We start from the raw sequence: 21031 nt of genomic DNA, 5'->3' as shown, positions 1-21031 counted from the left end.
TGTGTTTCAGACCACTTCCAGGTACGAGCTGTGAATCGCTTGCGCCAGTTCGCGCACGGTGTCGATGAATTCGGTGAGGCGGCTGTGCAGCCCGTCCTCCAGAATTTCATCGATGCCGGTATACCTCAGCCGTGCCTCGAACTCCGCCGCCAGCCGCTGGGCCGTGCGCCCGTAACTGCCGGGCAAATCGGCGAGGATGTGGCTCAATTCCTCGATACAGGCGTGCAACGAGCGCGGGACATCGCTGCGCAATAGCAGCAGCTCGGACACCGAGCGTGCATTCAGCGCATTCGGATACAGCTCCGTATACGCCTCGAACGAGGACAGCGCACGGAGCAGGGCGCTCCACTGGTAATACCCGCGTGCCGACAAGTCGCTGACTTCTTCGGACTCCTCGCCGAACATCTCGTAGCGCGCATCCAACAGGCGCAAGGTGTTGTCCGCGCGTTCGACAAAGGTACCCAGGCGAATAAACCGGTAGGCGTCATTGCGCATGATGGTCCCCGAGGTGGCGCCGCGGAACAGATGCGAGCGCTGCTTGACCCAATCGCAGAAATGGCTGATGCCATGCCGCGCCAGGCCGCCGGCGGCGATGCTGCGCATCTCCAACCAGGTGGCGTTGAGGTTTTCCCACATGTCGGCGGTGATGCGCCCGCGCACCGCATGGGCGTTGCCGCGTGCGGCGCGCAGGCAGTTGTAGATGCTGGCCGGGTTTTCCTCGTCAAGAGCGAAGAAGTGCAGCATGCGCTCGGCATCCAACTGTGTGTGACGCTCGAGGTAGCTCTCCAGGGTGCCGCTGCTGAGCAACGACATGGCCAGTTCATCCAGGCCATCGCTACGCCCGGCCTGGGGCATCAGCGACAGGGAGTAACTGACTTCGAGCATGCGTGCCAGGTTCTCGGCGCGCTCCAGGTAACGGGACATCCAGTACAAATCCGCGGCGGTTCTACTCAACATACTCAGCCCTCCACCACCCAGGTGTCCTTGGTTCCGCCGCCTTGCGACGAGTTGACGATCAACGAGCCTTCCTTCAATGCCACGCGGGTGAGGCCGCCGGGCACCAGGCGGGTTTCCTTGCCCGAGAGCACAAAGGGCCGCAGGTCGATATGCCGAGGGGCGATGCCGTTTTCGACAAAGGTGGGGCACGTCGACAGGCTCAGCGTGGGCTGGGCGATGTAGGCGTGAGGCCTGGCCTTGATGCGCTGGCGGAAGTCTTCGATTTCGGCGGCGCTGGCGGCCGGGCCGACCAGCATGCCGTAGCCACCGGAGCCCTGGGTTTCCTTGACTACCAGCTCTGGCAGGTTGGCCAGCACGTGGGACAACTCACCGGGGTTGCGGCATTGGAAAGTCGGCACGTTCTGCAACACCGGTTCTTCATCCAAGTAGAAACGGATCATGTGCGGTACATAGGGGTAGATCGACTTGTCATCGGCCACGCCGGTGCCGATCGCATTAGCCAGCACTACATTGCCGGCGCAGTAGGCGGCCACCAGGCCGGGCACGCCCAGCATGGAATCGGGGTTGAAGGCGTGGGGGTCGAGGAAAGCGTCGTCGATGCGCCGGTAAATCACGTCCACCGGTTTGGGACCGTCGGTGGTGCGCATGAACACCTTGAGGTCGTGCACGAACAGGTCGGCGCCTTCCACCAGTTCCACGCCCATTTCCCGGGCCAGGAAGGCGTGCTCGAAAAACGCACTGTTAAAGCGCCCCGGCGTCAGCACCACCACATTGGGGTTGTCCAGGCGGCTGGAGCTCTTCAAGGTCTTGAGCAGCAGGTTGGGGTAGTGATCCACTGGCGCGATGCGCTGTTTGGCGAACACCTCGGGGAACAGGCGCATCATCATCTTGCGGTCTTCGAGCATGTAGCTTACGCCGCTGGGGGTACGCAGATTGTCCTCGAGCACGTAGTAGGTGCCGTCGCCATCACGCACCAGGTCCACGCCGGAAATATGCGAATAGATGCCCCGGTGCAGGTCCAGGCCGACCATGGCCTTCTGATAGCCCTCGTTGCCCAGCACCTGTTCCGCCGGAATGATCCCGGCCTTGATAATGCGCTGGTCGTGGTAGATGTCGGCCAGGAACATGTTCAGGGCGTTGACGCGCTGGATGCAGCCGCGTTCGATCAGGCTCCACTCACTGGCGGGGATGCTGCGGGGGATGATGTCGAAGGGGATCAGGCGCTCGGTGTCGTGTTCATCGCCATACAGCGTGAAGGTGATCCCGGCGCGGTGGAACAGCAAATCGGCTTCACGGCGACGCTGGGCCAGCAGTTCCGGCGGCGTATTCGCCAGCCAGCGCGAGAAATCCTGATAATGCGCACGACACGCGCCGTCTGCATCATTCATTTCATCAAAGAAAGATCGAGCCATTCCAGTACCTTGTCAGTGCCGAGCAGAGCAGGGGGGGGCACTGCCGTTTCAAAAAACGCATTTTTTATGAGCCCGTGGCTGAGGGTGCCAATGGGTCTGGTCGTTACTTTCTTGTGAGGTCGGCTCTGGGTCGGGGGGTAACGAATGCTCCTGTTTTCGGCCAGATGAATGGATAAAGCAATGCTTGTGCCGAGTTCCCTTCGAAGCGGACGATTTAACCTGCGACAAAAGAACATGTTGTAGCGAGCTGGCTGTTGTGGCGAGCGGGCTTGCCCCGCGCTGGGCTGCGCAGCGGCCCCAATATGACCACCACAGTGTGTCAGGTACACCGCGTTGGCAGGTTTGGGGCGGCTTCGCCACCCGACGCGGGGCAAGCCCGCTCGCCACAGTAAGCCCGCTCGCCACAACAAGCTTGCCCGCCATAAGGGCAGGGCGCGCCCCAATCAGGTGCACGAACAACTTGAACTTCATCCGCTCGATAATCTTCTAATGGGCCTCGAATACGCGTGGAGTAGCGACGTGCCCAGAATCATTTCACCCGACACCCCGGAATCGAGCCTGACCGATCACAGCGAACACAACGCCAAGATCTTCGGCTCGCCCAAGGATCGCCTTGACTTCTACCGGCGCGAGATCCAATACGAAACCTCGATCCTGGCCAACCGCACCGATGCCTACCTGACGGCGCAGTCGTTCCTGGTGATCGCCTTTGTCTCCGGCATGGGTAACCTGAACCCCGAGTGGGGCAAACTCTTTACCCTGGTGGTCCCGCTTATTCTGGCGCTGCTGGGCATTCTCAGTTCCCTGAACGCCTGGCCCGGCATTCGCGCAGCCTACGACATCATTGACCATTGGCATTTCAAGCAGAGCGAACTATTGCGCAGCGAACCGGTGATGGGCATGGCCTACGATGAATCGCCGCTGTTTTCCGAAGTGGAGTCAACCCACAAGGGCTACCGAAAATCCCTGCTGTTTTCCGTGCGTACGCCCTGGATCTTCATGGTGTTCTGGATCTTGCTTGCCGCCTATGCGGTGTACATCCAGTTCGACAATCCGGGTTCGTAAGCAATTGGAACTTCAGCGCCTCGCTCGCGACCTTAGATTTACGCAGGCTGCATTTTCCTGACACTGCGAAGAGGTGACCCATGAATACAAGCCACGATCCCCAGGCCAGCGGTCGCAACGGACCGACACCCGCTACCGCCGCCGACGCGCCCAAAGACCCGGTCCCGGACAAAGATCCCACAGCCAAGGAAAACGACTACAGCCCGGACTTCAAGTCCGAGCCTGAGCCCAAGACGCAAACCGATGCTGATATCGATACCCAAGGCGGTTAGAGGAGACGGTCATGTCAAAAGAACTCGATGACGAACTCAACGACCCAGGCAATGAAGACCCGGGTTCGTTGATGGATGACGCAGAAGTCCCGTTGAACGATCTGGACGAAGCGGCAGACGTCGGCAACACCGAAAATCAGGATTGATCCGGCGGCGGGCCAGAGGGGTCGCTGAGCTTGAACAACAGTTCATGTTCAGGCAGTGGGTCCAGCGATACCTCCTGGCCCAGCACGCGGTTGTCGATCAAGGTCTGGGCCTGGTCACGGCTGATATTGACCACCGTGGCGCGCTTGCCGGTAATCACGTACACCACGTCCACACCATGGGCAGCCAGCGCCGCCAGGTAGTCCGCGCGGGGCAGGTCTTCGCCTTGTTCGTATCCACGCTGCTCGCGCGCCGTCACGCCTCCGGCCTGCGCCAGGTACTGTTGCGAATAGCCCAGGCGTTGACGTTCTTCCTGCAGTCGTTGGCCTATCTGTTTCATGAGTTGACTCGTGCGGTGGGTATTGCCTGTTTGAAACCCTGGTGCAGCGCAGGATTCAATTTTTTGCAGGCTTAACGCGATGAATAACCGCACCCGTTCAAGGTAATTCATGTGGGAGCTGGCGCCCGATCCCTCAGGGGTTTAGAGGCGCTCGAGCAACAGGCGCTTCAAGGTGTCAACCGGCAACGGCCGGCTGAACAGGTAGCCCTGAATCTGATCGCAGCCGGCGTCTTTCAAAAACGCCAACTGCGCCTGGGTTTCCACGCCTTCGGCCACCACTCGCAGGTTGAGGCTGTGGGCCAGTTCGATGATGGTGCGGGTGATAGCCGCATCCTGAGGGTTGGTGGTGACTTCGCGGATAAACGCGATGTCGATCTTCAACGTATCGATGGGAAACCGGCGCAGGTACGCCAGGCTCGAATAGCCGGTGCCGAAGTCGTCGATGGAAATTTTCACGCCCATGGCGTGCAGCCGCTGCAGGCTGGCGATGGTGTGCTGGGTGTTTTCCATCAGCGAGCCTTCGGTCAACTCGACCTCCAGCAAGTCGGGAGCCACGCCGGTTTGCGCGAGAATGCGGGCGATATCGGCAATCAGGTCGCCTTCGATCAGTTGATGGCCGGAGACGTTGACCGACACTTCCACAGGGCCAATGTCACCGCTTTGCCATTCGGCGATCTGTTGGCAAACGGTGTCTATGACCCAGCGTCCCACGGGTACGATCAAGCCGAGGCTTTCCAGTATCGGCACAAACACGGCCGGAGACACCGCGCCATAGTTAGGCCGCTCCCAGCGCAGCAGCGCTTCCAGGGCGCAGATCCGGCCGCTGGCGACCGCGACCTTGGGCTGGTAATGCACGCTGAACTCGCTGCGCTCGACGGCCTGGCGCAGTGCGTTTTCCAGGTCCTGGCGAGCCAGGTCATGCACGTTCATACCGGTTTGCCCTGGCGCCAGGGCAGGCGCGTTGCCGGCCAGATCGCCGCGTGCCTTGAGCCGCAGCAGGTTACGCACGCGCAGCCATAGCTCGACCCGTTCCACCGGCTTGCTGATGAATTCCTCGGCACCGGTTTCGAGCCCGCTCACCCGTGCGCTCGATTCACTGAGTGCCGACAGCATGATGATCGGTATGCCCGCGGTGGCTTCATCGCCTTTGAGTCGGCTGGCCACTTCGTAGCCGTCCATGCCCGACATCATCACGTCCAGCAGGATCAGGTCCGGTGCCTGTTTCGCCACGCTCTGCAGGGCTTCTTCGCCGCTGCCGGCGCTCAGGGTCAGGTAGCCTTCGTGTTGCAGCAGCGTTTCCAGGAGCTTGCGTACCTGGGGGTCATCATCAACGATCAACAACGTTGCGGGTTGGCTGGCCATGGAACGGACTCAAGTGAGAGGTTTGTCGGGCTGCAGCAAGGTGTCGATCACCTGATACAGCTCTTTGTAACGCAGCGGCTTGATGATGTAGGCGTCGCATCCGGCCAACCGGGTCTTTTCACGGTCTTCTTTCATCGCCATGGCCGTCAGGGCGATCACCGGGATGTGCGCGGTCAGCGGGTCTTGTTTGAGCAGTGCGGTGGCGGCCAGGCCGTCCATGCCGGGCAACTGGATATCCATGAGGATCAGGGCCGGTTGCTGCGCGCGGGCCAGGGTCAGGCCGGTCTCGGCATCGGGCGCCCACAACACCGTGTGGCCGGCATTGACCAGCAACAAGCGCGCCAGGCGCATGTTGGCCTCATTGTCTTCGACGATCAGGATCTCGGCCATGGAGCCTCCGGGGTGCGATGCAGCGGCAACCACACGACAAACCGCGCGCCGCCACCTTCGCGGCTGGCCACGGCGACACTGCCGCCGTGCAGGTCGGTCAGTTGCTTGACCATCGCCAGCCCAAGGCCCGTGCCTTCGAATTTGCGCGCCAGGCTGCTGTCGATCTGGCTGAACGCCTTGAACAGCTTGCCCATGTCGTCTTCGGCGATGCCTATGCCGGTGTCGCTGACGCTCAGTTCCAGGAACTGTTGATGCACACTCGCCGGCAAGGCGAAGTTGTATACCGGCCAGTCGCCGGGAATCTGCCCGACCTGCTCGCGCGCTACCTGGCGCACCGTCAACGTCACCGAGCCGCCGTGTTCACTGAACTTGACGGCGTTGGCCAGCAGGTTGTAGACGATCTGCTTGGTCTTGCGCAGGTCGAGTTCCAGATGGCCGAGGTCTTCAGGGCTTTGCAGCTTCAACTGGATGCTCTGCAACGCCGCCTTTTCGCGCACGATCAGCAGGCTGTTGGCCAACAGGCCCGCCAGCTCGACGCTTTCCAGCTCCAGCTCCATCATCCCGGCCTCGACCTTGGAAAGGTCGAGGATGTCATTGATCAGCGACAGCAAGTGCTGGCCACTGGTGAAGATGTCGCCAATGTATTCACGCTGGGTCTCGCTCATCTCGCCGACCAGCCCGTCCTTGAGCGCCTCGGAAAAGCCGATCACCGCGTTCAGCGGCGTGCGCAATTCGTGGGACATGGTGGCAAGGAACTCGGACTTCATGTGGCTGGCGTGCTCCAGCTCCAGGTTCTTTTCTTCCAGGGCGCGCTCGAACCCTTTGCGTTCGGCTTCTTCCTGCTTGCGCGCGGTGTTGTCGGTGCCGATCAGCAGGTAGCCGATGATGGTGTCGTGGCGGTTGCGCAATGCCGTCACCGAGACCATGGCGGACAGGCGACTGCCGTCCTTGCGGATATAGGTCAGTTCGTAGATGTCTTCGATCCCCCGCGAGGCCTTGAACACCAGCGCTTCAAAGCCCGGCGTGATCGGCGTGTCGAGCTCCTGGCTGAGGGCGGCGGCGCGGGTGACCAGTTCGATGGGGTCGGAGATGTCGGCGGGGGTGATGCGGTTGACCACATCGGCGGCGGCATAGCCCAGCATGCGTTCGGCGCCGACGTTGAAGATCTGGATCACGCCTTTTTCGTCGGTGGCAATGCTGGAGAAGTAAGCGCTATTGAAGATCGCGTCTTGCAGGGCGCCGGTCTTGAGCAGGGTTTTCTGGCGCTTGAACTCGACGATTTTTTCCGCGCGCGATTGCGGCTGTTCGGGTAGCGGTGTGTCCATCGCTTCGTCCTTCCATGATATTCAGACCCGCCATCATTACCTGCGACGGCGCAGAGCATGCTCACTGAAGATCGCCTGGCGGCAACGAGGAGGAGATGACGTGGGTGGACAATAGCAGACAAACGGTAAATTCGATGCTTTCTGTGTTTAATCAATAAAGTAGCTTGATGAAACGTTTCTTCTAGGGGAAAAACCTCAAGGCAAGCGCTTGCGTAAGCAAATGTATCTGAATTAGAGTCGGCTCACTGACGACAAAAATAATAATTCCAGGAGCTCATGCATGAGCCTTGAACCCTTGCTTGAAATGCAGGGCATCAGCAAAACCTTCAACGGTTTGCGCGTGCTCAAGAATGTCGGCCTGAAGGTCTACCCCGGCGAAATCCACGCCTTGATGGGGGAGAACGGCGCCGGCAAATCTACCCTGATGAAAATCCTCTCCGGCGCCTACCAAGCCGACCCCGGCGGTGAAATCCGCATTGCAGGCGAACCTGTCGCCACCTTCGACCCCGCCACCGCCAAAGCCCTCGGCATCGCCGTGATCTATCAGGAACTGAGCCTGTGCCCCAACCTGAGCGTGGCCGAGAACATTTACCTGGGCCGTGAACTGCGGCGTGGCTGGACCATCGACCGCAAGGGCATGGAAGCGGGGTGCATCGAAGTGCTGCAACGCCTTGGCGCGCAGTTCACCCCGGCGACGCGGGTCAGCAGCTTGTCGATCGCCGAGCGCCAACTGGTGGAAATCGCCCGCGCCTTGCATGCCCACGCCAAGGTCCTGGTGATGGACGAGCCGACCACGCCGTTGTCATCCCGCGAGACCGACCGCTTGTTCGCACTGATCAAACAGCTGCGCGGCCAAGGGTTGGCAATCATCTATATCAGCCACCGCATGGCCGAGATCTATGAGCTGGCGGACCGTGTCTCGGTGCTGCGTGACGGCCAGTACATCGGCGAACTGACCCGCGAAGCGCTGTCGGCCGAGGTGCTGGTCAAGATGATGGTGGGCCGCGATCTGTCGGGGTTCTACAAGAAAGAACACGCTGCGTATAACCCCGGCAACGTGGTGATGCGTGTGCGCGACATGGCCGATGGCAAGCGCGTGCGCAACTGCAGTTTCGACCTGCACGCCGGCGAAGTGCTGGGCATTGCCGGCCTGGTCGGGGCAGGGCGCACCGAACTGGCGCGGCTGATCTTCGCCGCCGACCCACGCACCTCGGGCACCCTGGAGGTGGTCGGCAAGACCGTCACCCAACTGCGCACCCCAGCGGACGCGATTCGCGCCGGCGTGGTTTACCTCACCGAAGACCGCAAGGCCCAGGGCCTGTTCCTGGACATGAGCGTGGCGGACAACATCAATGTCTGCGCCTGTGTGTCCGATGCGCATGCCGGCGGTGTGCTGGATCGCGGCCATGCCACGCAGCGCGCCACGGATGCGATCAAGTCACTGTCGATCCGCGTGGCGTCGGGCAAGGTCAATGTCGGCGCACTGTCCGGTGGCAACCAGCAGAAGGTGCTGTTGGCCCGGCTGCTGGAGGTCAAGCCCCATGTGCTGATCCTCGACGAACCCACGCGCGGCGTGGACATCGGGTCCAAATCCGAGATCTACCGCATCATCAATCAATTGGCCCAGGCCGGTGTCGGCATTGTGGTGATCTCCAGCGAGCTGCCGGAAATCATCGGCACCTGCGACCGCGTGTTGATCATGCGCGAAGGCCAACTGGTCGCAGAAGTCGGCGGGGCCTCGGGCCACGCTATTTCCCAGGAACGCATTATTGACCTCGCCACCGGTGGCGATCAGGTGGTTGCCCATGGCTGAGTTGAATGTAGCGACAATTGGAAAGGCAGAGCGCGCACGCGAATTGATGCGCACAGTCGGCATGTTGCCGGTGCTGATCCTGCTGCTGGTGGGCTTTGCCCTGGCCAGCGAGAACTTCCTGACGATGCAGAACCTGTCGATCATCACCCAGCAGGCCTCGGTGAACGTGGTGCTGGCGGCGGGGATGACCTTTGTGATCCTCACGGCGGGCATCGACCTGTCGGTGGGGGCGATCCTTGCCGCGTCGGCGGTGGTGGCGTTGCAGGCCTCGATGTCGCCGCAGTTCGGCATGTTCGGGATTGCCGCGGGGATCGGCTTCGGCTTGCTGTTGGGACTGGTCAACGGAGGGTTGATTGCCTTCATGCGCTTGCCGCCGTTTATCGTCACCCTGGGTGCGCTGACGGCCATGCGCGGCCTGGCACGCCTGTTGGCGGACGACAAAACCGTATTCAACCCTGAGTTGCCGTTTGCCTTTATCGGCAATGACTCGATCCTTGGCGTGCCGTGGCTGGTAGTGATTGCGGTGGCGGTGGTTGCGCTGTCGTGGTTCATCCTGCGCCGCACGGTCATGGGTGTGCAGATCTATTCGGTGGGCGGCAACCCGGAAGCGGCGCGGCTGTCGGGGATCAAGGTGTGGAAGGTGCTGCTGTTTGTCTACGCCATGTCCGGCGCGTTGGCCGGGCTGGGCGCGGTGATGAGCGCTTCGCGCCTGTTCGCCGCCAACGGCCTGCAGCTGGGGCAATCCTATGAACTGGATGCGATTGCCGCCGTCATCCTTGGCGGCACCAGCTTTACCGGCGGTGTCGGCACCATCGGCGGCACGCTGATCGGTGCGCTGATCATCGCGGTGCTGACCAACGGCCTGGTGCTGCTGGGGGTATCGGATATCTGGCAGTACATCATCAAGGGCATCGTGATCATTGGCGCGGTGGCGCTGGATCGTTATCGCCAGTCCGGTGCGCGGACCTGATTTCACTCCTACAACAATCACAAGAGAGAGAACCGCATGAACGTCAAACGCATTTTCCCCGTTATGGCCCTGGCTGCCTTGATGTCCCAGGCCGTCGAAGCGCGCGAGCTCAAGGCCCTCGGTATCAGCATGGGCTCGCTGGGCAACCCGTATTTCGTGACCCTGGCCGACGGCGCCACGGCGCGGGCCAAGGAATTGAACCCCAACGTCAAGGTCACCTCGGTATCGGCCGACTATGACTTGAGCAAGCAGTTCTCGCAGATCGACAACTTTATTTCGTCCAAGGTCGACCTGATTTTGATCAACGCCGTCGACCCGTCCGCCATGGCCTCTGCGATCAAGAAAGCCCGTGACGCCGGCATCGTGGTGGTTGCCGTGGATGTGGACGCCAAGGGGGTGAACGCCACGGTGCAGACCGACAACGTCGAAGCCGGCAAGCTGGCCTGCCAGTACCTGGTGGACAAGCTGGCGGGCAAGGGCAACGTGATCATCCAGAACGGCCCGCAGGTCACCGCCGTGACCGATCGCGTCAAGGGCTGCAAGGCGGCATTGGCCGCTGCGCCGGACATCAAGGTGCTGTCCGATGACCAGGACGCCAAGGGCTCCCGTGAGGGCGGCTTGAACGCCATGCAGGGTTACCTCACGCGCTTCCCGAAAATCGACGGCCTGTTCGCGATCAACGACCCGCAAGCCATCGGCAGTGACCTGGCGGCCAAGCAGCTCAAGCGCAGCGGCATCATCATCACGTCGGTGGACGGCGCGCCGGACATCGAGAATGCGCTGAAAACCGACACGCAGATCCAGGCGTCCGCCAGCCAGGACCCCTGGGCCATGGCGCAGACCGCTGTGAATGTGGGCAATGACCTTCTCAACGACAAGGCCCCGGCCGAAGCGGTGACCCTGCTCACGCCAAAACTGATCACCCGTGACAACGTCGGTACGTACAGCGGCTGGTCGAGCAAACGTTGATTTGTTGAGAGGGACAGCACCGTGGTCACCATGGACGACGTGGCAAGCAGGGCGGGGGTGTCGACTTCGACGGTATCCCATGTGCTGAACGGCACCCGCAAGGTCAGCCCGGCGACGGTGCAGGCGGTGCAGCAGGCGATCCAGGCGTTGGGCTACATTCCCAACACCCTGGCGCGCTCGCTGGCCCGGTCGAGCACCAGCACGATTGGCGTGGCGATCTCGGCGCTGTCCAACCATTACTTCAGCGAAACCGTGCACGCGATAGAGACCGAGTGCGCCAGGCACGGCTACATGATGCTGTTTGTCGACACCCATGACGACCCGGAGCAGGAACTGCGGGTGGTCACGGCGCTGCATCATCGGCGGGTCGACGGGATTGTGCTGGCGCCGTCGAATGGCTCAAAGGCGCTGGAGTACCTGCGGGCCAACGAGATTCCAGCGGTGCTGGTGGACCGCATGATGAGCGCGGCGTTTGATCAGGTCGGGGTGGAAAACATACAGCCCACCCAGGCGCTTGTTGAACACTTGATCGCTCATGGTCACCGCCGGATCGGCTTTATCGCCGGGCGTGAGGGGTTCAGTACCACCGATGAGCGGGTGGCGGGATATCGCGCCGCGTTGCAGGCGGCGGGGCTGGCGTTTGATCCGCACCTGCTGGTGGGTGGCGGTTCCAACACTGAGCCGGCGCGGGAGGCCACGCTGCGGTTGCTGGGTTTGGCTGCGCCGCCTACCGCAATCATGGCCGGCAACAACCTGATGACCCTCGGCGCCATGCACGCCTTGCGTGACGCGCACATCGCCGTGCCGGGGCAGATGGCCCTGGTCGGGTTTGACGATTTTGACTGGGCTGATTTTTTCGAGCCGCGCCTGACCCTGATCGCTCAACCGGTCCAGGCACTCGGCGCGCGTGCCGTCGGCCTGTTGTTGCAACGCATGGCTTGTCCCGGCGCGCCCCCCCAGAGCGTACGCCTGGCACCTGCCCTGCAATTGCGTCATTCCTGTGGCTGTATTTGATTTTTGGAAAAGTGCGTATGAACACTCCTGTTTCCCTCGGCATCGACCTCGGCACCTCGGAACTCAAGGCCATCCTCATGGACCTTGACGGCACGGTGCTGGCTCACGCCGGCGTGCGCTTGAGTGTGTCGCGGCGCCACAGTGGCTGGTCGGAGCAGGCGCCGCAAGACTGGTGGCAGGCCTGTCTGCAGGCGCTGGCGCAATTGCGCGGGCATGCTGCGTTTGTCCGGGTGGCCTGTATCGGGTTGTCCGGGCAGATGCACGGTGCGGTGCTCTTGGACGCCGACAACCGCGTGTTGTACCCGGCGATCCTGTGGGACGACTCGCGCGCTGTCGCCGAGGCCGAGCAACTGGGCGCCGAATATTCCGAGGTGACCGGCAGCTTGCCCATGGCGGGGCTGACGGCGCCGAAACTGCTGTGGCTGCAGGCCCATGAGCCCGAGGTGTTCAAGGCGATTGAGTGTGTGCTGTCACCCAAGGATTATCTGCGCCTGCGCCTGACGGGCGAGCGCATCAGCGACATGTCCGATGCCGCGGGTACGTTGTGGCTGGATGTGGCGCACCGTGAATGGTTCACGCCGATGCTGCACGCCACTGGCCTGACAGCCGCACAGATGCCCAGGCTGGTGGAAGGCGGGGCGGCGAGTGGTTTATTAAGCGCGGAGGGGCTGGGCTTGTCACCTGAGGTGGTAATTGCCGGTGGCGGTGGCGACAACCCAGTGGCGGCTGTGGGCATCGGCGCGATCAATGCCGGTGACGGTTTCATCACCTTGGGCACCAGCGCGGCCATCGTCGCGATCACCGACCATGCCGCCGGCAATCCCGCTAGTGCCGTGCACAGCTTTTGCCACGCGTTGCCCAACCGTTGGTACACCATGGGCGCCATGCTGGCCGGCGCCAGTTGCCTGCGCTGGGTCACGCGGCTGACCGGCCAGCCGGACGAGCAGGCGTTGCTGGACCAGGTGCAAGCGCAGTTGCCGATCGAGCAAGCGGTGCCGTTGACCACGCCTTTATTCCTGCCGTATCTGGCCGGCGAGCGTACGCCGCATAACGACCCGCTGTTGCGTGGTGGTTTCATGGGCCTGGGCCACGACTGCACTCCGGCGACGCTTGGCTATGCGGTGATGGAAGGCGTGGGTTTTGGCCTGCTCGACGCTTTGCGAGCCGTGCAATCTGCCGGTGCCGACATAGCAGCGTGCGCCCTGGTGGGCGGCGGAGCTCGCAGTGAATACTGGGCGCAGTTACTGGCCAATATCCTGCAGCGGGAGATCTTTACGCTGCAAGGCAGTGAGTTGAGCGCGTGCATTGGCGCGGCGAAGCTGGGGTTCCTGGCGATCGGGCAGGGGGATGCGTTGTTGCGGTCGGGCTTGCCTGTGAAGACGCGGTATTTGCCCGATGCCAGACAGCAAGCGGTGCTGCAAGCGCGCTACCGAAAGTTCCAAGGCTTACTCACGGCAGCCAAGGCGCTGCACGATTGATCATGGCAACGAAGCACTGCTTGTTGTGGCGAGTGGTGTTGTCGTGACGAGCGAGCTTCTTGTGGCAAGCGGGCTTTGTTGTGGCGAGCGGGCTTGCCCCGCGTTAGGCTGCGAAGCAGCCCCAAAACCTGCTCCCGTGGTGTATCTGGATAAACGCGGTGATCTGGCTGGGGCCGCTTCGCGCCTCAACGCGGGGCAAGCCCGCTCGCCACAGGAAGCCCGCTCGCCACAACGAAATCACTCACTCCGCCAACGGCGGCAAACGTCGCTTCACCGGGGTTTTCTTGACGATGGCGGTGTTGGTTTCGGCGTACGCGTTGATGCGGTCCAGCAGGCTGTCGAGGTGATCCATGGTGCGCACATGCAGGCGCGCGATGAAGCAGTCCTCGCCGGTGACTTTGTCGCATTCGGTGAACTCGGGGATCGCCTGAATCTGGCGTTCAACCTCCTGCAGTTTGCCGGGCAGGGGCCGTATACGCACGATGGCTTGCAGCAGGTAGCCGAAATGCCTGGGGTCGATGTCGACGGTGTAGTGGGTGAGCACGCCGCGCTCCTCAAGACGCCGCAGGCGTTCGCCGACGCTGGGTGAGGACAGCCCGGTGATACCCGCCAGAGCCTTGAGCGACAAGCGCGAGTCGTCCATCAAGGCGGCGATCAGTTGCTGGTCGATAGTATCGATCATGGTTTCAACCTAATAAGTAAAGGTAATTTCAGGATTTTGCCTTTTTTTGTCGCTGGAGCCGCTGCCCAGCAGATTGCCATACTTGAGCCTCACTTGAGGAGCCTCAATCATGGATACATCTATCCGTCGCGGTTCGTGGGAAATGGTCGCCGCCATGCTGATTTCGGGCACTATCGGCTGGTTTGTGCTGGTGTCCGGCGTGTCGGTGATCGAGGTGGTGTTCTGGCGATGCGTCATCGGCGCCCTGACGTTGCTGCTGGTATGCGCCTGGCTGGGTTATCTGCGCCTGGGACTGCTCAGTTGGGCCAGGCTCGGCCTGGCCATGCTCAGTGGCGTGGCGATTGTCGGCAATTGGCTACTGCTGTTCGAATCCTATTCCCATGCGTCGATCGCTATCAGCACAGCGGTGTACAACGTGCAGCCGTTCATGTTGGTGATGCTGGCGGCCGTGTTTCTCAACGAAAAAATCACCCTGCAGAAACTCGCGTGGCTGAGCGTGGCGTTTCTCGGCATGCTGGCGATCGTCAGCGCCCATGGCGAACAGCAGACGGGGGGCGGGAATTATCTGGCGGGTATCGCGCTGGCGTTGGGCGCAGCGTTTTTGTACGCCGTGGCGGCGTTGATCATCAAGCGCTTGAAGGCGGTGCCGCCGCATTTGATGGCGTTGATCCAGGTGACCACCGGTGCGTTGCTACTGGCGCCGCTGGTGCCCTGGGACAGCCTGCCGGCGTCCGCCGATGCCTGGGCGTCCTTGGCGACCCTTGGCGTGGTGCATACAGGATTGATGTACGTGCTGTTGTACGGGGCGATTCAGAAACTGCCGACGGCAATCACCGGCGCACTGTCGTTTATCTATCCGATTGCAGCGATTCTGGTGGATTGGATCGCGTTCGGGCATCGCCTGGGCTGGCTGCAATGGCTGGGCGTGGCGGCAATCCTGCTGGCGGCGGCGGGGTTGCAGCGGGGCTGGAAATGGCCCCGCTCCCACAGGGTTAGTGTGTGCCCTGAAAGATGATATTTTGCGGGTTGAAATGCTCCACGGCACTGCCCGGCTGCGGCAACCCAAGGATATGCCCCTTGATCTTGCCCACCACGTGCATTTCGCATGGCTTGCAGTCGAACTTCAGGGTCAGCACTTCATCGCCATGGATCAACTGCATCGGCGCGACCTTGGTTTTCACGCCCGTGACACCCTTGGCCTGTTTAGGGCACAGGTTGAACGAGAAACGCAGGCAGTGCTTGGTAATCATCACCGGCACTTCGCCGGTTTCTTCGTGGGCTTCGAACGCGGCGTCGATCAGCTTTACGCCGTGACGGTGATAGAAGTCGCGGGCCTTCTGGTTGTAGACGTTGGCCAGGAACGACAAATGCGCTTCCGGGTACACCGGCGGTGGTGAGGTTTCGGCTTTGCGGCCACCGCGCGGGTGGGCGGCCACACGGGCGGCGGTCAGCGCTTCGATCACTTCGCGGCGCAATGCCTTGAGCTGCGAATTGGGAATGAAGAACGCCTGCGGCGCATCCAGCGCGATGTCTGTTGCGTGGTATTCGGTGGTGCCCAGTTGGCCGAGCAGGTCGCGCAGGGTATCCAGCGCCTGTTCCGGCTTGTTGGCCACGCCAAACGGGCCGGGCAGGGTGGCGCTGGCGCTGACGCCGTCTTCGCTGGTGGCCGTGACTTCAAGCCGATCTTCGCGCAAGCGCGCCACCCAGGCCAGGCCGATACGACGTTCGGCGGAAGTCTTCTGCAAGGCCTGCTGCCAGTTGTGGTCCAGGTTGCGGTTCAGCGGATGGTTCGGGCGCAACTGCTGCAGGCCGGCCGGCATTTCGTTCGGCTCGACGCGGTAGCGGTAGCGCTTTTCGCCGTCTTCGTCGAACTCACCTTTGGGCTCGGCAATGTTGGCGCGAAACCCCACCACTTCACGCTTGACCAGCACATTCAGGCCGTCGCCGTTCGAAAGCGGCTCATGGGTGATCACTTGCAGGTTACGCTTGCCGACTTTTTCCACCACACCCACCGGCAGGCCGGTGAAGGTCGGGGTGTCAAAGGCGCCGATGTCGATTTTGCGGTCGCTGACGAAATAGTCGGTGCTGCCACGGTGGAAGGTTTTTTCCGGATCGGGCAGGAAGAAGTGCGCGGTGCGGCCGCTGGAGGCGCGGCCCAGATCCGGGCGGTCCTCGAGGATCTCGTCGAGACGCTGGCGGTAGTAGGCGGTGATGTTCTTCACGTAGCCCATGTCTTTGTAGCGACCCTCGATCTTGAACGAACGCACGCCGGCTTCGACCAGGGCGCGCAGGTTGGCGCTCTGGTTGTTGTCTTTCATAGACAGCAGGTGCTTCTCAAAGGCCACGACGCGCCCCTGGTCATCTTTCAAGGTGTACGGCAGGCGGCAGGCCTGGGAGCAGTCGCCACGGTTGGCGCTGCGGCCATTTTGCGCGTGGGAGATGTTGCACTGGCCCGAGAACGCCACGCACAGGGCGCCGTGGATGAAGAACTCGATGGCGGCATCGGTCTCATCGGCGATGGCGCGGATCTCTTGCAGGTTCAGCTCACGGGCCAATACCAGCTGCGAGAAGCCTGCCTGGTCGAGAAACCTGGCGCGGCCCAGGGTGCGAATGTCGGTCTGGGTGCTGGCGTGCAGCTCGATGGGCGGAATATCCAGCTCCATCACGCCCAGGTCCTGCACGATCAGCGCGTCGACGCCGGCGTCGTAGAGCTGATGGATCAGCTTGCGCGCGGGTTCCAGTTCGTTGTCATGCAAGATGGTATTGATCGTGGTGAAGACGCGCGCGTGATAGCGACGGGCGAATTCCACCAGGGACGCGATTTCGCTCACTTCGTTGCAGGCATTATGGCGCGCGCCGAAGCTCGGGCCGCCGATGTAGATGGCGTCGGCGCCATGCAAGATAGCCTCGCGCGCAATGGCGACATCGCGGGCAGGGCTGAGCAATTCCAGGTGATGCTTGGGCAAGGACATAGTTTTTTTAGTCAGGCTTGTCACGGTTGAGGCGCGCATTGTAGCTGTGAAATGCCTGACCGGCATCAACTCAGGCCTTGGCGGCCATCGCGGTCACTTCCACGCGCATGCCTTCCACCGCCAGCGCCGCCACGCCAACCGCCGCGCGCACGGGCCAGGGCTTGGCGAAAAAGCGTTTGTAGACCTCGTTGAAGGCGGCGCGATCAGCCATGTCCGTCAGATAAATGGTCAGGTGCATCACCCGATCCATTGAGCTGCCGGCCTTTTCCAGGGCGACTTTCAGCGCTTGCAGGGTGCATTCGCTTTGCAGGGTGATGTCGCCCAGTTCCAGGCTGCCGTCGGCGCGGGTCGGGATCTGGGTGGACACCAGAATGCCGTTGAAGCCGATCACATCGGAGGAAATCGAGTCGGCATCGGGGTCCGGCGTGTAGTGCAGGTCGTGGTTGGCCATGTGCGCCTCGCGTTGGCAATGAACGGAAAGGCGCCATGGTCCCCGAAAACGACAGCAGGGGCAAACTACGCCCAGCGGCGGAACAACACGCTGGCATTCACGCCGCCGAAACCGAAGCCGTTGGACAACGCGTATTCAATCGGCATGGACCGTGCTGCACCGCGCACCATATCCAGGCCGTCGGCCAGGGGGTCGGAGTTGTGCAGGTTGAGCGTGACCGGAGCGATCTGATCACGCAGGGCAAGCACGGTGAAGATCGCCTCGATGCCACCCGCCGCGCCCAGCAAGTGGCCCGTGGCGGATTTGGTCGAGCTGATGGCGGGGCTGCCGTTGGCACCGAATACCCGCCTGATTGCGGCCAATTCACCTTTGTCGCCCACGGGTGTCGAGGTGGCGTGGGCGTTCAGGTACTGCACCTGGGACGCTTCGATCCCCGCCTGGCGCAATGCCTGGCTCATTGCGCGCCGCGCGCCATCGCCATCTTCCGGGCCCGCGGTCATGTGATAGGCATCGGCACTTGTGCCGTAACCCACCAACTCCGCAATCGGCTGCGCGCCGCGCGCCAAGGCATGTTCCAGCGCCTCGATCACGAGGATACCGGCGCCTTCACCCATGACAAAGCCGTCACGCGCCTGGTCGAACGGCCGCGAAGCCAGCTCGGGCGTGTCATTGAAGTCGCTTGATAATGCCCGCGCCGCCGCAAAACCCGCCAGGCTGACGCGATGAATCGCCGCTTCGGCTCCGCCGCACACCGCGACATCGACTTCACCGGCGCGGATCATGCGCGCCGCATCGCCGATGGCTTGCACACCCGCTGCGCACGCGGTCACCGGTGCACCCAGCGGGCCTTTCAAGCCGTAGTTGATGGATACGTGCCCGGCGGCCATGTTGCTCAGGAACGAGGGAATCGTAAATGGCGACAGACGCCGTGGGCCTTTGCTGTCGGTGGTGCGCACGGCATCGGCAATGGCCGGGAAACCGCCGACGCCAGACGCAATGATGGTTGCGGTGCGCTCCTGCGCTTGGGCCGTGTCGGGCGCCCAGCCTGCCTGTTTCAACGCTTCATCCGCTGCCGCCAGGGCAAACAGAATAAAGCGGTCCATTTTGCGCTGCTCCTTGGCCGCCAGCAGTCGATCCGGATCGAATCCGGCCTCGGTGTCCTGCAGCACGCTTTGCACCTGCCCGCCAATGCTCACGGCCAGGTCTCCGATCAAGTCTTGCGGCAGGCGACGAATCCCCGACTGCCCGGCCAACAGACGTTGCCAGGTTGACTCCACGTTGGCGCCCAGTGGTGTCAATGCGCCCATGCCTGTCACTACGATGCGTTTGCTCATGATTCAATCGACTCCGGTTGTGTTAAGGAATAGACCCTATGGACGTCACTATCATCATGAAAGTAACATGGCGTCACTCACAATTGCACCGCCTACAGGAACCGCCATGCAGCGTAAATCCCTTACCCGCGACGAATGCCCCATCGCCCGAAGCCTGGACCGGGTGGGGGAGTGGTGGAGCATCCTGATCATGCGCGATGCGTTGCAGGGGTTGCGTCGCTTCGATGAGTTTTCGCGCAGCCTGGGCATCGCGCCCAATATGCTCACACGTCGCCTCAACGCCCTGGTGGAGGCCGGCATGCTGGAGCGCCAGGCCTATAGCGAACGGCCGCCACGCTATGAATATGTTCCGACGGCCAAGGGAGAGGATTTTCGCATGGTGCTGATGTCGCTGCTGGCCTGGGGCAATCGGCATTACGCCGCGGAGGGCGCCAGTGTCGAGTTGGTGGAGCGCGAGACGGGCAAGTTCGTGCAGCCGATGCTGGTCAGCGCGGACGGGCGCATAGTGCCTCTCGCGCAATGTGCCTTGCAGGCGGGCCCTGGGGCCAGTTCCGGCATGCGCGAGCGACTGGCCGCGCTCGACGCAAAATAGCCTGACTGCACGGATATCTGACGCCAGAAAATAATCTCCGCGAACCGCGTAAAGTCCCGTATTCCGCCGCCGATAGCCCGATTAGAGAAAGGTTCTTTGCACGGCTGAGGGTACGTCATGTTCAATACACCATTAAAAAAAGAACTGGCGGCCAGGACGGCCGAAGTCACCGATTTCAAAGGATTGATCGCTGCACTGGAACGCTCCATGGCCGTGGTCGAATTCGACCTTAACGGCAAGGTCCTGCGCGCCAATGACAATTTTCTCAAGACCCTGGGCTACAGCACCGCTCAACTGGCCGGCAAATCCCACCGTGACTTTTGCCCGCCGGCGCTGACTGGCAGCCCGGCTTACAGTCAGTTCTGGAGTGATTTGAAGGCCGGCAAATTCGTCTCCGGCACCTTCAAACGCGTGGACGCCAGCGGCAGGACCCTCTGGCTGGAGGCCAGTTACAACCCGGTGCTGGATGAGCGTGGCCAAGTGCTCAAAGTGGTCAAGTACGCCCTGGACGTTACCGCCAAGGTGGAACAGGAGGCCGCGACCCGCAGCAAACTCACGGCGTTGGACCGCGCGATGGCTGCCATCGAGTTCGACCTGAGCGGCCAGGTGCTGGACGCCAATGAGAATTTCCTGAATGTAATGGGCTATACGCTGGCGGAGATCAAAGGCAAGCACCATCGTCTGTTTTGCGAACCGACCCTGGTCAACAGTCATGAGTACACGGATTTCTGGCGGCGCTTGAACAACGGTGAATTCTTCACCGGGCAATTCAAGCGAATCGGCAAGCATGGCCGGGTGGTCTGGCTGGAAGCCAGCTACAACCCGGTCTTCGACGGCGAAGGCAAGCTGATCAAGATCGTCAAATTCGCCAGCGACATCACCGAGCGCGTGGAGAAGTTCGAGGAAGACTCACGCGGCGCCTCACGGGCCTACCATATCTCCTCGGAAACCGAGCGTTTCGCCGAACACGGCACCCAAGTCATCCAGGAAACCGCGAGCGAGATGCGCCGCATCGCCGACAACATCGGTGCATCGGCACGCTTGGTGGGGCAACTGGGCGATCGTTCCGAGCAGATCACCGCCATCGTCAATACCATTCGTGGCATCGCCGACCAGACCAACCTGTTGGCGCTCAACGCAGCCATCGAGGCGGCGCGCGCGGGCGATCAAGGGCGCGGCTTCGCGGTGGTGGCCGATGAAGTACGGCAACTGGCCGGGCGCACCAGCCGCTCCACGGCGGAAATTGCCGAGATGATCGGCATGATCCTTTCGGAAACGCGCGACGCGGTAACCAGCATGAACGCCACTCAGGAAGGCGCGCAACGCGGCGTGAGCCTGGCCGATCAAGCGGGTTCGGTGATCCTGCAGATTCGCACCAGCACCAGCGATGCGGTGGAGGCCGTGAGCATGTTTGCCTCCAAGCTTGACGAGTCCGAAGTCATTCCCAAAACGGCGGTCGGCTGGGTGGGCTGAAGCTGATCACGCCGTT

Annotated in this window: 21 protein-coding genes and 1 pseudogene; 12 read left to right on the top strand and 10 right to left on the bottom strand. The window is 62.0% G+C overall.

From position 1 onward, the window contains the following. Positions 1-6 precede the first annotated feature (6 nt). Entirely contained in the window at positions 7-957 is a 951-nt protein-coding gene (locus ACLH0H_RS25955; protein WP_076954838.1) for an alpha-E domain-containing protein, read from the bottom strand. 2 nt (positions 958-959) lie between these two features. After that, positions 960-2369 (bottom strand): circularly permuted type 2 ATP-grasp protein, encoded by a 1410-nt coding sequence (locus ACLH0H_RS25950; protein WP_411380230.1) that lies wholly within the window; start codon positions 2367-2369, stop codon positions 960-962. 519 nt (positions 2370-2888) lie between these two features. On the opposite strand from ACLH0H_RS25950, the gene ACLH0H_RS25945 reads away from it, so the two are divergent. The 3 genes from ACLH0H_RS25945 (at position 2889) to ACLH0H_RS25935 (ending at position 3852) form a co-directional block, all read left to right on the top strand. Next, complete coding sequence (locus tag ACLH0H_RS25945) at positions 2889-3434, top strand: hypothetical protein (RefSeq protein ID WP_411380229.1); 546 nt, start codon at positions 2889-2891, stop codon at positions 3432-3434. A gap of 80 nt (positions 3435-3514) precedes the next feature. Beyond that, positions 3515-3706, top strand: coding sequence for a hypothetical protein (locus tag ACLH0H_RS25940; protein ID WP_411380228.1), 192 nt, complete (start codon positions 3515-3517; stop codon positions 3704-3706). A gap of 11 nt (positions 3707-3717) precedes the next feature. Beyond that, a complete protein-coding gene (locus tag ACLH0H_RS25935; protein ID WP_014718417.1) occupies positions 3718-3852 on the top strand; it encodes a hypothetical protein in 135 nt (44 codons plus the stop codon). Here the strand turns inward: ACLH0H_RS25935 and ACLH0H_RS25930 are convergent. From ACLH0H_RS25930 to ACLH0H_RS25915, 4 genes are all read right to left on the bottom strand, one after another. Further along, positions 3843-4190, bottom strand: a complete 348-nt coding sequence (locus ACLH0H_RS25930) for a helix-turn-helix domain-containing protein (RefSeq protein ID WP_411380227.1) — start codon at positions 4188-4190, stop codon at positions 3843-3845. The genes ACLH0H_RS25935 and ACLH0H_RS25930 overlap by 10 nt on opposite strands. Positions 4191-4331: 141 nt before the next feature. Further along, positions 4332-5552: an EAL domain-containing protein gene (locus ACLH0H_RS25925; RefSeq protein ID WP_411380226.1), complete on the bottom strand. Its 1221-nt coding sequence runs from the start codon at positions 5550-5552 to the stop codon at positions 4332-4334. 9 nt (positions 5553-5561) lie between these two features. Further along, a complete protein-coding gene (locus ACLH0H_RS25920; protein ID WP_411380225.1) occupies positions 5562-5942 on the bottom strand; it encodes a response regulator in 381 nt (126 codons plus the stop codon). After that, positions 5927-7267 (bottom strand): sensor histidine kinase, encoded by a 1341-nt coding sequence (locus ACLH0H_RS25915; protein WP_411380224.1) that lies wholly within the window; start codon positions 7265-7267, stop codon positions 5927-5929. Before ACLH0H_RS25915 ends, ACLH0H_RS25920 begins: the two co-directional genes overlap by 16 nt. Positions 7268-7547: 280 nt before the next feature. Between ACLH0H_RS25915 and ACLH0H_RS25910 the strand changes: the two genes are divergently transcribed. The 5 genes from ACLH0H_RS25910 to xylB are packed head-to-tail and all read left to right on the top strand — an operon-like array spanning position 7548 to position 13511. Beyond that, complete coding sequence (locus ACLH0H_RS25910) at positions 7548-9080, top strand: sugar ABC transporter ATP-binding protein (RefSeq protein WP_411380223.1); 1533 nt, start codon at positions 7548-7550, stop codon at positions 9078-9080. Next, on the top strand, positions 9073-10050 hold the full coding sequence (locus tag ACLH0H_RS25905; RefSeq protein ID WP_076954829.1) for an ABC transporter permease subunit: 978 nt from the start codon (positions 9073-9075) through the stop codon (positions 10048-10050). Before ACLH0H_RS25910 ends, ACLH0H_RS25905 begins: the two co-directional genes overlap by 8 nt. Before the next feature lie 36 nt (positions 10051-10086). Continuing rightward, positions 10087-11019 carry an ABC transporter substrate-binding protein gene (locus ACLH0H_RS25900; protein WP_076954828.1) on the top strand — a complete coding sequence of 311 codons (933 nt, stop codon included), beginning with the start codon at positions 10087-10089 and terminating at the stop codon, positions 11017-11019. 21 nt (positions 11020-11040) lie between these two features. Beyond that, positions 11041-12033 carry a LacI family DNA-binding transcriptional regulator gene (locus ACLH0H_RS25895; RefSeq protein ID WP_411380222.1) on the top strand — a complete coding sequence of 331 codons (993 nt, stop codon included), beginning with the start codon at positions 11041-11043 and terminating at the stop codon, positions 12031-12033. Positions 12034-12050: 17 nt separating this feature from the next. Beyond that, the gene (gene xylB, locus ACLH0H_RS25890) at positions 12051-13511 is read left to right on the top strand and encodes a xylulokinase (RefSeq protein ID WP_411380221.1); all 1461 of its coding nucleotides are present in this window, start codon (positions 12051-12053) and stop codon (positions 13509-13511) included. A 241-nt stretch (positions 13512-13752) separates the two neighbouring features. On the opposite strand, the gene ACLH0H_RS25885 is transcribed toward xylB, so the two are convergent. Beyond that, positions 13753-14193: an Lrp/AsnC family transcriptional regulator gene (locus tag ACLH0H_RS25885; RefSeq protein ID WP_186689410.1), complete on the bottom strand. Its 441-nt coding sequence runs from the start codon at positions 14191-14193 to the stop codon at positions 13753-13755. Positions 14194-14302: 109 nt separating this feature from the next. Between ACLH0H_RS25885 and ACLH0H_RS25880 the strand changes: the two genes are divergently transcribed. Continuing rightward, positions 14303-15208 carry a DMT family transporter gene (locus tag ACLH0H_RS25880; protein ID WP_411380220.1) on the top strand — a complete coding sequence of 302 codons (906 nt, stop codon included), beginning with the start codon at positions 14303-14305 and terminating at the stop codon, positions 15206-15208. On the opposite strand, the gene ACLH0H_RS25875 is transcribed toward ACLH0H_RS25880, so the two are convergent. From ACLH0H_RS25875 to fabF, 3 genes are all read right to left on the bottom strand, one after another. Next, on the bottom strand, positions 15186-17165 hold the full coding sequence (locus ACLH0H_RS25875; protein WP_411380219.1) for a peptidase U32 family protein: 1980 nt from the start codon (positions 17163-17165) through the stop codon (positions 15186-15188). The genes ACLH0H_RS25880 and ACLH0H_RS25875 overlap by 23 nt on opposite strands. Positions 17166-17235: 70 nt before the next feature. After that, positions 17236-17616, bottom strand: a complete 381-nt coding sequence (locus ACLH0H_RS25870) for a RidA family protein (RefSeq protein WP_065873118.1) — start codon at positions 17614-17616, stop codon at positions 17236-17238. Positions 17617-17681: 65 nt separating this feature from the next. Continuing rightward, positions 17682-18950 carry a beta-ketoacyl-ACP synthase II gene (gene fabF, locus ACLH0H_RS25865; protein WP_411380218.1) on the bottom strand — a complete coding sequence of 423 codons (1269 nt, stop codon included), beginning with the start codon at positions 18948-18950 and terminating at the stop codon, positions 17682-17684. A gap of 106 nt (positions 18951-19056) precedes the next feature. On the opposite strand from fabF, the gene ACLH0H_RS25860 reads away from it, so the two are divergent. The 3 genes and pseudogenes from ACLH0H_RS25860 to ACLH0H_RS25850 all read left to right on the top strand — a co-directional run bounded on the left by ACLH0H_RS25860 (position 19057) and on the right by ACLH0H_RS25850 (position 21015). Continuing rightward, positions 19057-19542, top strand: coding sequence for a winged helix-turn-helix transcriptional regulator (locus ACLH0H_RS25860; protein ID WP_411380217.1), 486 nt, complete (start codon positions 19057-19059; stop codon positions 19540-19542). Between the two features lie 117 nt (positions 19543-19659). Then, positions 19660-20427, top strand: a pseudogene (locus tag ACLH0H_RS25855) (PAS domain-containing protein); the annotation flags it as partial. Positions 20428-20430: 3 nt separating this feature from the next. Next, positions 20431-21015, top strand: coding sequence for a methyl-accepting chemotaxis protein (locus ACLH0H_RS25850; protein ID WP_370737450.1), 585 nt, complete (start codon positions 20431-20433; stop codon positions 21013-21015). Positions 21016-21031: the final 16 nt, after the last annotated feature.

Source organism: Pseudomonas sp. MPB26 (assembly GCF_046605355.1).
Classification (GTDB): domain Bacteria; phylum Pseudomonadota; class Gammaproteobacteria; order Pseudomonadales; family Pseudomonadaceae; genus Aquipseudomonas; species Aquipseudomonas cedrina.
The sequence above is the reverse complement of the archived record's forward strand: the minus strand, read 5'-3'. Positions and strand labels throughout refer to the sequence as shown.

Bases quoted from the DNA above. Each gene is read 5' to 3' on its own strand.
- ACLH0H_RS25955 (WP_076954838.1), bottom strand. From the start codon at position 957: ATGTTGAGTAGAACCGCCGCGGATTTGTACTGGATGTCCCGTTACCTG.
- ACLH0H_RS25950 (WP_411380230.1), bottom strand. From the start codon at position 2,369: ATGGCTCGATCTTTCTTTGATGAAATGAATGATGCAGACGGCGCGTGT.
- ACLH0H_RS25940 (WP_411380228.1), top strand. From the start codon at position 3,515: ATGAATACAAGCCACGATCCCCAGGCCAGCGGTCGCAACGGACCGACA.
- ACLH0H_RS25935 (WP_014718417.1), top strand. From the start codon at position 3,718: ATGTCAAAAGAACTCGATGACGAACTCAACGACCCAGGCAATGAAGAC.
- ACLH0H_RS25930 (WP_411380227.1), bottom strand. From the start codon at position 4,190: ATGAAACAGATAGGCCAACGACTGCAGGAAGAACGTCAACGCCTGGGC.
- ACLH0H_RS25925 (WP_411380226.1), bottom strand. From the start codon at position 5,552: ATGGCCAGCCAACCCGCAACGTTGTTGATCGTTGATGATGACCCCCAG.
- ACLH0H_RS25920 (WP_411380225.1), bottom strand. From the start codon at position 5,942: ATGGCCGAGATCCTGATCGTCGAAGACAATGAGGCCAACATGCGCCTG.
- ACLH0H_RS25915 (WP_411380224.1), bottom strand. From the start codon at position 7,267: ATGGACACACCGCTACCCGAACAGCCGCAATCGCGCGCGGAAAAAATC.
- ACLH0H_RS25910 (WP_411380223.1), top strand. From the start codon at position 7,548: ATGAGCCTTGAACCCTTGCTTGAAATGCAGGGCATCAGCAAAACCTTC.
- ACLH0H_RS25905 (WP_076954829.1), top strand. From the start codon at position 9,073: ATGGCTGAGTTGAATGTAGCGACAATTGGAAAGGCAGAGCGCGCACGC.
- ACLH0H_RS25900 (WP_076954828.1), top strand. From the start codon at position 10,087: ATGAACGTCAAACGCATTTTCCCCGTTATGGCCCTGGCTGCCTTGATG.
- xylB (WP_411380221.1), top strand. From the start codon at position 12,051: ATGAACACTCCTGTTTCCCTCGGCATCGACCTCGGCACCTCGGAACTC.
- ACLH0H_RS25885 (WP_186689410.1), bottom strand. From the start codon at position 14,193: ATGATCGATACTATCGACCAGCAACTGATCGCCGCCTTGATGGACGAC.
- ACLH0H_RS25880 (WP_411380220.1), top strand. From the start codon at position 14,303: ATGGATACATCTATCCGTCGCGGTTCGTGGGAAATGGTCGCCGCCATG.
- ACLH0H_RS25875 (WP_411380219.1), bottom strand. From the start codon at position 17,165: ATGTCCTTGCCCAAGCATCACCTGGAATTGCTCAGCCCTGCCCGCGAT.
- ACLH0H_RS25870 (WP_065873118.1), bottom strand. From the start codon at position 17,616: ATGGCCAACCACGACCTGCACTACACGCCGGACCCCGATGCCGACTCG.
- fabF (WP_411380218.1), bottom strand. From the start codon at position 18,950: ATGAGCAAACGCATCGTAGTGACAGGCATGGGCGCATTGACACCACTG.
- ACLH0H_RS25860 (WP_411380217.1), top strand. From the start codon at position 19,057: ATGCAGCGTAAATCCCTTACCCGCGACGAATGCCCCATCGCCCGAAGC.